General features: G+C 37.0%; 11 protein-coding genes and 2 pseudogenes. 9 read left to right on the top strand and 4 right to left on the bottom strand.

The genetic code is table 11. The features are described from left to right. Positions 1–303 precede the first annotated feature (303 nt). A complete protein-coding gene (locus tag ACIQXV_RS29435) occupies positions 304–546 on the top strand; it encodes a Rossmann-fold NAD(P)-binding domain-containing protein (protein WP_402965838.1) in 243 nt (80 codons plus the stop codon). A gap of 164 nt (positions 547–710) precedes the next feature. Here the strand turns inward: ACIQXV_RS29435 and ACIQXV_RS29440 are convergent, their stop codons facing one another. From ACIQXV_RS29440 to ACIQXV_RS29455, 4 genes are all read right to left on the bottom strand, one after another. After that, positions 711–2,108 carry a hypothetical protein gene (locus tag ACIQXV_RS29440; RefSeq protein ID WP_402965841.1) on the bottom strand — a complete coding sequence of 466 codons (1,398 nt, stop codon included), beginning with the start codon at positions 2,106–2,108 and terminating at the stop codon, positions 711–713. Between the two features lie 449 nt (positions 2,109–2,557). Continuing rightward, the gene (locus tag ACIQXV_RS29445) at positions 2,558–3,454 is read right to left on the bottom strand and encodes a LysR family transcriptional regulator (RefSeq protein ID WP_402965844.1); all 897 of its coding nucleotides are present in this window, start codon (positions 3,452–3,454) and stop codon (positions 2,558–2,560) included. 136 nt (positions 3,455–3,590) lie between these two features. Next, on the bottom strand, positions 3,591–4,529 hold the full coding sequence (locus ACIQXV_RS29450; RefSeq protein ID WP_402965847.1) for an amidohydrolase family protein: 939 nt from the start codon (positions 4,527–4,529) through the stop codon (positions 3,591–3,593). A gap of 33 nt (positions 4,530–4,562) precedes the next feature. Continuing rightward, complete coding sequence (locus ACIQXV_RS29455; RefSeq protein WP_088085339.1) at positions 4,563–5,339, bottom strand: IclR family transcriptional regulator; 777 nt, start codon at positions 5,337–5,339, stop codon at positions 4,563–4,565. Positions 5,340–5,582: 243 nt separating this feature from the next. Here ACIQXV_RS29455 and ACIQXV_RS29460 point away from each other — a divergent pair, with 243 nt between their 5' ends. The 8 genes and pseudogenes from ACIQXV_RS29460 to ACIQXV_RS29495 all read left to right on the top strand — a co-directional run. Further along, positions 5,583–7,058 carry an aldehyde dehydrogenase gene (locus ACIQXV_RS29460; RefSeq protein ID WP_402965851.1) on the top strand — a complete coding sequence of 492 codons (1,476 nt, stop codon included), beginning with the start codon at positions 5,583–5,585 and terminating at the stop codon, positions 7,056–7,058. 12 nt (positions 7,059–7,070) lie between these two features. Continuing rightward, positions 7,071–7,871, top strand: coding sequence for a 2-keto-4-pentenoate hydratase (locus ACIQXV_RS29465; protein WP_402965854.1), 801 nt, complete (start codon positions 7,071–7,073; stop codon positions 7,869–7,871). Between the two features lie 32 nt (positions 7,872–7,903). Next, positions 7,904–8,609: pseudogene (locus ACIQXV_RS29470) on the top strand (acetaldehyde dehydrogenase (acetylating)); the annotation flags it as partial. Beyond that, positions 8,599–8,811 (top strand): annotated as a pseudogene (locus ACIQXV_RS29475) (4-hydroxy-2-oxovalerate aldolase); the annotation flags it as partial. The pseudogenes ACIQXV_RS29470 and ACIQXV_RS29475, both read left to right, overlap by 11 nt. A 13-nt stretch (positions 8,812–8,824) precedes the next feature. Continuing rightward, entirely contained in the window at positions 8,825–9,610 is a 786-nt protein-coding gene (locus tag ACIQXV_RS29480) for a 2-keto-4-pentenoate hydratase (protein ID WP_402965857.1), read from the top strand. Positions 9,611–9,641: 31 nt separating this feature from the next. Beyond that, the gene (locus ACIQXV_RS29485) at positions 9,642–9,836 is read left to right on the top strand and encodes a 4-oxalocrotonate tautomerase (RefSeq protein ID WP_402965860.1); all 195 of its coding nucleotides are present in this window, start codon (positions 9,642–9,644) and stop codon (positions 9,834–9,836) included. Positions 9,837–9,860: 24 nt separating this feature from the next. Then, a complete protein-coding gene (locus ACIQXV_RS29490; protein ID WP_402965863.1) occupies positions 9,861–10,712 on the top strand; it encodes a DODA-type extradiol aromatic ring-opening family dioxygenase in 852 nt (283 codons plus the stop codon). 781 nt (positions 10,713–11,493) lie between these two features. Then, on the top strand, positions 11,494–12,098 hold a 605-nt coding region (locus ACIQXV_RS29495), incomplete at its 3' end, for a Rieske 2Fe-2S domain-containing protein (protein ID WP_402965866.1).

Genomic DNA, 12,098 nt, shown 5'->3' on the forward strand with positions numbered 1-12,098 from the left:
GATGTTTCAGGTCCGGTTCTTGTTAATAAATCATTATCTTTAGTAGATAACATATCAATTCCCCTCCTAGATTTCATTTATATTTTATATTTTCATACATAAATAAAGCGTTTTCAAATTGATTCTTTTTATCTAGAACATAGAAAACATTAATAGCTTATTAATAGTATTAACTTATTAATATTATTTATAGGTTGAATTAAAATCATCAATTTGATCTACTGGTAGTTTCGTCTATATAATTAAGAGAAAATTTTAAATATTAATTTAACATTTTATTTTTAGGAAGGAAGGTTAAAATATATGAATAAAAAAGAACTAGAACAATTAATTTTAAAATGTTATAGCAACAAAACAGTTGCCATTCTTGGTTATCAAGATAATGGGGGACAGCAACGAGCAAATTTCCTTAGAAGTCATGGAATTGATGTAGTTATTGGTCTTCGACTTGGAGATGAAAATTGGGAGTTGGCAAAACAAGATGGTTTTACCGTTTTACCGGTTTGGGAGGCAGCGGAATTGGCCCAGGTAGCTCAAGTCTGGTAAGGTTGGATATTTTAAAATAACTTTAAGTTTAATAAAAAGGAATGTAGAGAAATGAATTTTTCCTCTACATTCTTTTTTTTTAAGGATAATACTCCCCATTTAGAATTCATTGTTAATCTTTTTGTATTTTAAGTTTTTCTAAAAATTCCTCACTCTATTAATAATTACCCGTAATATATTTGTAAAAACATAGCCAAAAAGGAAGTTACAAAGAAAATTAGTAAAGCAAATATCAAATTATGTTTAACTACATTCATCGGACTCTCATTTAGTGTTACTGCTACTATGTTTGCATTCATTGTAAATGGACTTGAAGCTGACCCCGCTAAAGCACCGCCAAGTATTGCTATCGCTAACCACTCCGGCGAAACATTCATAAATTGTAAGTTCAATGTCTGTGTTACTAAGACGACGACTAATTGAGGGATGATACCAGTCCAAGTCAAAATAAATACAATGAAACTGATAAACAATAAAAAAAATGGTCCAATCGATAGGCTTATTATCTGTACAATATTATTAATCGTATGACTAACTTCCGAATGGTCAATAATATTGATTAAGACAGAAATTGCGATAAAAAGTGCTACCTGTGGATAAACTTGAGGGACATTTTCTAGTAATCGAATCTTTAGATTTCTGAAATATTGTTTCCCCTTTTTTAATGTCAATGACCAAATAAAGGAATAAGGAATAATAATCATACTCACCGCATCAAGTATGGAATAAGACAACCAATGGCTTAAACCTAAGATCAATCCAATAAAAATCAAAAAATGTAAAAGAAAGTATATTAAACTTGTTTTTTCCTTCTTCGTTATTAAATGCTCTCGATCGCTCTCATCAACTAAAAACTGTTCATTAACCTCGCTTCTAAATCGTAAGTAACTAGTTGAAATATCAAATAATAAAAGTAGAATCGCCAAAGAAAAAGTAATTGGTAAGACAACTGAGGCCTTAGCTCCTGTTCCCGAAATAGCAATTGTAGGGGCAGCAGCAATAGGAGTCCAAAATAATGTCATAATAAATGGTCGAACAAATGTAATAGATTGAAATTTATTAACAATTGAAGGAGGGAGTTTTTTTAAGAAATTAGATAATGATGTCTGTATAGTAGGAATAGCCGAAGCTGCCATCACGGAACATATAATAAAAGTAACTACTGAAAATGTTGTATACATACCTTTAAATGATGTTAGTTTTGTTTTAAAAAAACTATATATTTTTTGCGGATACGCACCTAATATGACTGGAATGGCAAAAAGTGAGGAGTAGGTTAGTAGGACAAGAATATTTGTCATCCCAGAAAAATAAGTTAAAGCTTGCCATGTAAACATATCATTTAAATACATCACGATTAGAGAAATTGAAAAAGATAAACATATGATTAATTGATAAAAAACTTGAAGACCTGATAAAGAGAATAAAAATGCAAACAAACTGCAAATACTCAAAATTAATCCTGATTGTTTAAAAGGTATAAATAGTTGAATAATATAAACCAAAAATAGTAGATTGAAAATAAATGCTCTTGAAAGTCGCAGTAACTTTACCATATACATGATTTACTCACTATCCTTTGTCCTTATAAATGTAATAATACTTTGATAATTCTCAATCAGTATATGGATAATATTTTTGATTTTCAAATTGAATTTATTTATATACTTTATATAAATCTTCTATAACAGGTCCACCTATATAATGTTATGAAATATCTAAAGGAATTAGAGGTTTTTTATGGTGTCAGAATCGAGGATGAGTACGGGGTACACACAATAAATAATGGTTGTGATCGATATTTTGAGGAACAAGTGAAGGATATATCTGGCCTAGGTTGATCATATACACTCTATACTAAATATGGGTGCATCTAAGTTTTCATAATCGTTGCCAAGCAACAAAATTAGTCCGCCTTTAGCATTGTGAAGCTTGTTTACAGGTCGATCCTGAAAGTGTGAACTTGGCAACATTATCGACTACTGAATTCGTTTGCAAAATATCATTGTTGTTAAAAAATTCTGTTCGAAGTTTGTATAATCGATTCTATGATATTTTGAGGTACTTTAGAATGTGAAAAAAAGTAAATAGAGGTTGATGGAAGAGATTTACGAAGAGAAACTTTTTTAAGTTTTCCATTCTTTAGTTCTTCTTTTACTATAATCTCTTGTAAGAATGCAATCCCCAATCCCTTACGAACCATCATTTTTAACCAGCCTACATTACTAATCTCCACTTCTTTATATTCTCTTAAATGATTTTTCTCTAGAAATTCACCTAAAATCTTTGAGGTAACAAATTCTCGATTGTACACAATAATACGTTGGTTCTCCAAATCAGACGGTAGAATTTTATCTAGTTTTGTAAGAGGATGATCAGGTGCACAAACAAGAATATTTTGCACCTCGGCAATCTTAATTACTGAAAGATCAGGATGATTCTCTTTCGGATCTAGGTTAGCAAATCCAATATCAATTTCACCAGTTTTAATATCCTCAGTTATTTGTTCTGTCGATCTAATTTCTATAGGGAATTCAATCCAGGGAAAGCATTCATATAAGATTTTCAATATTTCTGGCATGATCTCTACACCCATATGATGGGTACAAGATATTTTTATTTGCTTGGGAGTTACTGGTTTATCTACAAGTATATTTTTTCCCTTCTCGATAAGTTGAAAGGCCTCATGAAAATAGGGATAAACTTCCCTGCCAGAATAGGTTAAGTCTGTTGTTTTCCTCCCATTTTCTCTTTTAAATAAAATACTATTTAATTCTTTTTCAAGTTGTTGAATCCGAACGCTGATAGATGGTTGGGTAATATACAGGGCATCAGCTGCAGCAGAAAAACTACCTTTTTCTATTACCATTAGGAATGCTTCAATATTCTTTAATTCCATTGTTGTCATTTCACTCCCAGGTAAAAATATAATAACATCCCTTACAAGTGTCAAAACCCTTGTCAAAACCAGTTCATATATAATTAATCCACTTTTTATTATATAAATAAAATTCAGAATAGGAAATATTATCAGGCTAAATTTTTTAGATAGATAGGAGAGATTTAATACCACTCTCATTATTTGTTATAGGAGGCCATGCGCATAGATCGAAAGGAAAATCCGATCCAGGAACCACCCTGTCATATCCTACCGTTTCTATTAAAAAATTCAAACTTGAATTGTTCCAAAGTACGTTATCAAACCAAAAACGACGTAAGTAATCTTCTGGAGGAGCCTGCAATGAATTAGAGATACCTGTCCACTTTTCATATCCTTTATTTAAACGACCAATCTGGTAGGGAAGAAAGCCACCACCATGAGCTAGTAAAATTTTCACACTTGGATATTTGTCTAGAAAACCACTTAACAATAAGTCAGCTGCACAAATGGTTGTTTCCCACGGTACCCCGATTAGATTAGGCATCATCCTTTTCTGCAGCCGAGGATCTTCACAAAGCAGAGGATGAATAAAAATAATGGCTTTTTGATAATTGGCTTCTTCCCAAAAAGGAGTAAAAAGATCATCAGTTAACATAACATTTGAAAGCCCCGGTCCAATAATGGCTCCATTTAATCCTAAATTCATCGCATGTTTTAATTCGTTTGTTGCATTAACAGGGTTGTTCAATGGAATGGTAGCTAATGCCGATAATCGCTTACTGTTGTCATGAATCAAATCGGCTAGTGAACGATTATAGACTGTTGAAAGTTCACTTGTAATATATTCAGGAAAATCATACATAAAAAGCTGGGGAATAGGTGAGATAAGGGAATGAGACACGCCAGCATTTTCTTGTTCCTGCAGATATAATTTAGGATTGATAAATGACTCTTTCAGCTCAAATCCCCATTTGTTATTTACCGTAAGAAAATCAGCTTGATCTGGCGATTTTTTCTCCCATCTTGCTTGAACTAAATCTTTGTTATCCTTAAGCCAAAGCAATACCTCGGGTGGAATGAAGTGAGTATGCATATCAAACAAAATAATCACGCTCCCTATTAGTTTTTGAATAATTTAATGTTTCCAATACCCTAGTCTCTCAGATATTTCATTAGCAGCATTTTTTACTTTATTAATAAGCGTAAGGTTGTGAGGATTCATGCGGTGGACCGGTCCGGCAACACTTACAGCGTACATGACTTTTCCAGTATAGTCCCTTATTGGTGCAGCAACTGATGCAACCCCTTCGAGAAGTTCTTCAACACTCGCGGAATATCCGTTTTCCTTTATAGTTCTTAGTCTGTTACGAAGATCATCAGGATTTGCTAATGTATTCATCGTATATTTTTCAAGTCCATTTTCGATAAATTGTTCAATTGTTTCCTCGTTCTGGTGGGCAAGGATTACTTTTCCCGAACTCGTACAATGAAGAGGGTTTCTTCTTCCGATATGGGTAAATATTTGTACGGGATGTTTGCACTCTGCCCTATTTATATAAACAACATCCATATTTTCTAAAACAGCAATTTGGGCTGTTTCTCCAACCTCATCAACCAACTTTCGGAGAACAGGTTGTGATTCACGACTAATTTCAAGGTTTGAAGTGACGATGGTATTTAAATTAAGAATGGTGAGACCTAAACGATATTTTTGTGTCTCAGGGTCCTTAGTCACAAACCCTTCACTTGCGAGAGTGGCCAATAAACGGCTAACAGTGCTTTTTCCCAGCCCCAATGAAGAAGCCAAGTCAGTTACCTTTTTCTCTGGCTCATCTAGTGAGAAGCTCCGTAATAGACGAAGAGCATTCTTTACTGAAGAAAGTAGATAATCTTGATTATTGATAGTCCCCATTTACATTCTCCTTTGTACTTGTTGCATATAAAAGAACTTAAGTCTTATATGGAATACAATTTATTTTAACTTAATTTATATTATAGGTGCAATATTCAAAAAAATTTAAATTTTTATTTATTTGTTGCATATAGAAGAACAGTGGTGTTGTATAATGAACTCCATCTCGTTACTATAAATACCAAGAAGTTCAAAACAATTTGAATTTTTTATGCTTTTTAGAATATTGGGAGGTTTTCAATAATGCAGACAAGAACAATAGTAGAAAACAATGTAAAGCCATTTGATTGCAAGCATTTTATTAACGGACAGTATTTTGTTTCAAAAACTGGAACGACATTTGACAATATTAACCCGGCCACACAGGAAGTTCTAGGTAAAGTCTTTGAGGGAGGAAAGGAAGAAATTGACCTGGCTGTGGGAGCAGCAAAAAGAGCTTTAAATGGGCCATGGAAGAAAATGACCACGAATGACAGAATTTCTGTTATTCGTCGTATTGGAGATATCATTTTAGAAAGAAAAGACGAATTGGCAAAGTTGGAGTCTTTAGATACGGGAAAACCCTACTGGCTTTCTAGTACAATCGATATTCCACGTGCTGCTTATAATTTCCACTTCTTTGCAGATTACTTAAGAGGCTTAGGCAATGAGGCGTATCAAACAGATGATGTAGCGATTAATTATTCAATCCGTCGCCCTGTAGGTGTTGTTGGGCTAATTAATCCATGGAATTTACCTCTTTTACTATTAACTTGGAAGCTTGCCCCATGCTTGGCAGCAGGAAGTACTGCTGTTATTAAACCGGCTGAATTAACTCCAATGACGGCTACTTTGCTCGGTGAGATATGTCGCGATGCTGGTGTTCCTGACGGAGTAGTAAATATTGTACATGGATTTGGTCCGGATTCTGCTGGTTCCGCTTTAACGGAACACCCTGATGTGGACGCAATTTCTTTTACTGGAGAAACTACGACAGGAAAAGTAATCATGTCAGCAGCTGCAAAATCATTGAAAAAGCTTTCCTATGAACTTGGCGGCAAAAACCCAAATATTATCTTCTCTGATTCTGATTTAGATGAAGTGATCGAAACGGCTTTGAAATCCAGTTTTATTAACCAAGGTGAAGTATGCCTTTGCGGTTCACGCATCTATGTAGAACGTCCTGTTTACGAAGAATTTTTACAAAAGTTTGTGACAAAGACGAAAGAGCTTGTTGTCGGTGACCCATTCGATCCAGCAACAAAAGTAGGATCCCTCATTGGACAAGAACATTATGAGCGTGTAACCAATTATATTCAATTGGCCCTGGAAGAAGGCGGGCATATTTTAACTGGCGGTAAACGTCCAGAAGGTCTAGAGAAAGGTTATTATCTTGAGCCAACCATTATTACGGGCTTAGATCGCAATTGCCGTGTTGTTCGCGAAGAGATTTTCGGACCTGTAGTAACAGTTATTCCTTTTGACGAGGAAGAAGAAGTGATAGCACAGGCAAATGACACACATTACGGTTTAAGCGCTTCCATTTGGACGAATGATTTACGACGTGCACACCGTGTCGCAGGAGAAATTGAAGCTGGTATCGTTTGGGTAAATACATGGTTTTTACGTGACCTGCGGACGCCGTTTGGAGGCATGAAGCAGAGCGGAATTGGTCGTGAGGGTGGTATGCACAGTTTCGATTTCTATAGTGAATTAACAAATATCTGTATCAAGTTATAGGAGGTAATCATTTTGAGCCAAACAAAAGTTGTAAAAACGGAAACATTTGCTGAGCATCTGGCTCAAGCGGAGATTCAAGGGCGAGGGGTATCTCCCCTCACTGAACTTGAGCCGGCTATCACAATCGAAGAGGCGTACCGAGTTCAATTACACACTATTGAAAAGAAAATAGCAGCCGGTCAGAAAGTGGTTGGAAAGAAGATTGGTTTGACCTCTGTTGCGATGCAGCAGCTTTTGGGGGTAGACCAACCGGATTATGGTCACCTTCTGGATGGAATGGTTATTGAGAATGGAGGAGTAATCTCTTCTAATAAAGTACTTCAGCCGAAAGTAGAAGCAGAGATTGCCTTTGTATTGAAAAAAGATTTGATAGGACCAAAAGTTACTGTGATGGATGTAATACAAGCTACCGATTATGTGGTTCCTGCCCTTGAAATTGTAGATAGCCGTATAGCGGATTGGAAGATTAAATTACAAGATACGGTTGCTGATAATGCATCTTCTGGCCTTTATGTATTAGGAGGAAAACCAATTTTAATTAATCAAGTCGATCTTGCTCAAATCGGAATGGTCCTTTACAAAAATGGAGAAATCATGAACACAGGAGTTGGGGCAGCGGCTTTAGGCCACCCTGCTACGTGTGTAGCTTGGTTAGCGAATAAGTTATTTGATTACGGCATTACGCTCAAAGCGGGAGAAGTTATTCTTTCGGGTGCTCTTTCCGCTGCGATTAATGGAGAGCCTGGAGATCACTTTCAAGCGCGTTTTGCTCACTTGGGAGAAGTGAATGTTCGATTTTCTAATAATGGTTAGATAAACAGGGTAATAGGAGAGGAGTGGAATCTATGTCAAAAGTTAAAGTGGCCATTCTTGGTTCAGGTAATATTGGTACAGATTTAATGATGAAGCTGGAGCGTTCAGATGTTCTGCAATTAACCACCATGATTGGAATTGATCCTGAATCAGATGGTTTGAAGCGTGCAAAAGATCTTGGTTATGAAGTAATTGATACGGGGATCAAAGGGTTTCTAGAAAGACCAGAATTGGAAGATATTGTCTTTGGTGCGACATCTGCTAAAGCGCATATCCGTCATGCCAAATTACTAAAGGAAAACTGTTCTCGATTTAACACCTGCAGCGATTGGTGCCTTAGTTATACCTCCGGTTAATATCAGTGAACATATTGAAAAAGACAATGTAAATCTTATTACATGCGGGGGACAGGCCACGATTCCAATTGTGCATGCGATCAATAGGGTAAGCCCTGTGAACTATGCTGAAATTGTCGCAACCATCTCGAGTAAAAGTGCAGGACCGGGAACACGCGCCAACATTGATGAATTCACCCAAACGACATCCCGGGGCATTGAAGTGATTGGCGGAGCGAAAAAAGGAAAAGCCATCATTATTTTGAATCCAGCGGAACCTCCTATTCTTATGAGAGATACGGTCCATGCGTTGGTAGAAGAAGGAATGATGGATGAGAGAGCTGTTGTAAAATCTATTCAGGATATGGTAGAAACTGTACAGTCTTATGTACGAAATTACAAGAGATAGCCTTGTGTTAGGTTATGCCGGGGTTTATTCTAGCTTCCAGCTTCATGCTCACCGGGCTGCAAAGAAGATAGGAATTGATCCTCGTGACATCTTAATCGAACTCGGTAAGCGCAAAGTAGTGGGCGGGCAAGAAGATATGATTGTGGATGTGGCCGCAGAAATTGCCAAGAAAAAGCTTGAAACAGTTGCTCGATAAGGAGGAATAACGAATGGGTACAGTCAATTTTCAAACAACTGCTGAGTTTTTACATCGAGCTGAAACAGAAAAACGTGAGGTTTTTCGAATTACAGTAGACCATCCAGACATGACTGTTGAGGATGCTTACAAAGTTCAAGAAGAATTAGTTTCTATTAAATTGGAGCAAGGACACCGAATTATCGGCCCTAAAATGGGGTTAACAAGCCAGGCTAAAATGAAACAGATGAACGTAGAAGAGCCTATCTATGGTTACATATTCGATTATATGATGGTACCCGACGGCGGATCTATCTCGATGCAAGAGTTAGTCCACCCTAAAGTAGAGGCAGAAATCGCCTTTGTTTTAGGAAAGGACATCGAGGGTCCTGGCATCACGGGTGCTCAAGTGCTTGCGGCGACAGAATATGTCGTGCCAGCATTGGAAATCATTGATAGCCGTTACGAAAATTTCAGATTTACGTTACCTGATGTTATTGCAGATAACGCTTCTTCATCGAGAGTAGTGTTTGGTAATCGTTTAACTAAACCCGGTCCCTTAGAGCTTGATTTAGTTGGTGTCACACTCTCTATTAATGGAGAAATTAAAGATTTGGGAGCGGGAGCAGCAGTTGTCGGTCATCCAGCCAATTCAGTGGCAATGTTAGCCAATATGCTGGCAAGAAAGGAAGAAAAATTAAAAGCCGGTGATGTGATCTTAACCGGGGGCGTAACAGGTGCTGTAATGTTGTCTGTTGGAGATACGGTTTCGGCTAAGCTGGATGGTTTAGGAGAATTATCCTTTAAGATGGTAGAATAGGAAATTTTTTAATAGAGGAGGTTATCAGGCTATGCCGATTGTAAACATTCAGATAATGGAAGGAAGACCTGAAGGGAAAGTGAAGGAACTCATTCACAATGTAACAGAAGTCGTAAGCGCTACGCTTGGTGCTCCGGAACAAAATGTTCGTGTTCTTGTATCAGAAGTACCTAAAACACACTGGGGTATCGGCGGAATCGCTGTCTCCGATCGAACAGATAGATAGTCATTAACAAGGGGAGGAATTGATATGACGATTGAATTGGGGATTCTTGCACCTCACACACCTCGCATGTGTCATGAGGATCAAGCTCCGGAATTCCTTAACGAGATAGTGGAGGGGATGCATCAAGTTGCAAAAGTCATTGAAAAAGCAAAGCCTGATGCAGTTGTGATGATTTCTTGCCATTGGTTGTCCAGTTTTAAACATTTTGTGGATGCAACTCCTGAACATAAAGGGATTTTAACAGCATTCGAGTGTCCTGAACTTATTTCTGATGTTTCATACTACTATCCCGGAGAAACAGAACTAGCAAACCAATTAGTAGCCGCAGGGAGAGAGGCAGGGCTTCCTATTATAGCGGTAGACGATCCAACATACGTATGGGATTACGGTACAATCGTCCCTCTTCGCTATCTTATTCCAAAAGAGGATATCCCTGTGGTTGACCTTTCAGTGACATGGGCAGCTAGTTTAGAGGAAACGTATGCTTGGGGTCAACAAATAGGAAAAGTTTTACGGGAAAGCGATAAACGTATCATGTTTATAAGTAGCGGTGCTCTTTCTCATAACCTTGTAAGGGTACCTGAAATGATGCCGTCCCTGTCCGAGCAGGCTCTTGACCGTCAATTCCTCGACTATTTACACAACAATGACCTTTCATCTGCGTGGAAAATGCTACCTCAGTATGCGAAAAATGCAGGTGTTGAATCAGGTGGCCGTCATTTGGCTGCGCTGCTAGGTGTACTGGAAGAGAGTAAGAAAAGTTATTATTATGGTTATGGTCAATCTTCAGGGAGTGGAAACGTACTTATGACTTTTGAGCCTCAACATTCAAAACTTAATCATCAGAGTCCAACACATACTGTAGAGGCGAAATAAAAATAGGAGTCATGTAATAAATGATATAAATACCTTTCCTATTTTAAGGATAAATAAGTGTAAATATTATCAGGACTTTATATGCACCACCCTATTGTGGGTTTTGGGTAAAAAGCCTAACCAACTTAGACATATTGATACTATAAATCTAAAAAGGATATCTAATAGATTAGTAAAACATGTTTAAATAGGAGTGTTATCAACCAGAAATATTTTGTCACAGTGAGGTATTGATGCTTAATCGAAGCTTTCGTAACCTTGTGGAAATGATTAAGGTTGTCTATCAAAGAATTATATGATTGATATTGCGCAAGGTTTATTAATATGATCCAGAGTTAGACAAATGTCTTAGTCATTATTTACATGTGATTCCTGAAGAGTCACTGAAACGTAAGTTGAATTCAAGGTCGATAGAGATATTTGTTGGGGATGTTGCTTCAGAAGGTAATACCATTGGTCCTAGTCTTATTAATGCGAGAGGTATTGAAGCAGCCAAGTGCTCTAAAAAAGACTTGGCTGTTTTTCATCCCTCCAACTTGAGCTACCTGAGCCAATTCCTCTGCCTCCCAAACTGGTAAAATGTAAAAACTTTTTAATTATATAAGTGAAACTCTCAGAGACAAATTGATGATTTTAATTCAACCTATAAAAAATATTAAAAAGTTAATTCTATTAATAAGCTATTAATGTTTTCTATGTTTTAGATACAAAGAATCAATTTGAAAACGCTTTATTTATGTATGAAAATAGAATATAAATGCAACCTAGGAGGGGAATTGATATGTTATCTACCAAAGATAATGATTTATTAACAAGAACTGGACCTGAAACATCGATGGGGAATATGCTTAGACAATACTGGATCCCAGCACTTTTAGCAGAGGAACTTCCTCATCCGGATTGTCCGCCGGTACTAGTTAAGCTTTTAGGTGAGGAGTTAATCGCGTTTCGTGATACCAATGGAAAACTTGGAATAGTGGATGAATTCTGCCCACACCGTAAAGTGTCTCTCTTTTTCGGTCGCAACGAAGATTGTGGGCTTAGATGCGCATACCATGGGTGGAAATTCGACACTAACGGTAACTGTGTAGACTTACCTTCTGAACCCGCAGAAAGTAAGTTTAAGGATAAAGTTAAAATTAAGTCCTTTCCTTGTGAAGAACGCGGTGGAGTGATTTGGACATATATGGGACCACCTGAATCTAAACCGGAATTACCGGAACAAGAATGGATGCTAGTTTCTGATAGCCAACGCCATCTTTCTAGAAAAATGCAAGAATGTAATTTTTTTCAAGCGTTGGAGGGTGGAATTGATTCTAGTCATGTATCTATTCTTCACTCTGGTTCCGTGGGTGGTTTAGGAGTTTCTAAAAAAAGTAACAGCAC

This window comes from Neobacillus sp. NPDC097160 (assembly GCF_044762155.1).
GTDB lineage: Bacteria > Bacillota > Bacilli > Bacillales > Cytobacillaceae > Neobacillus.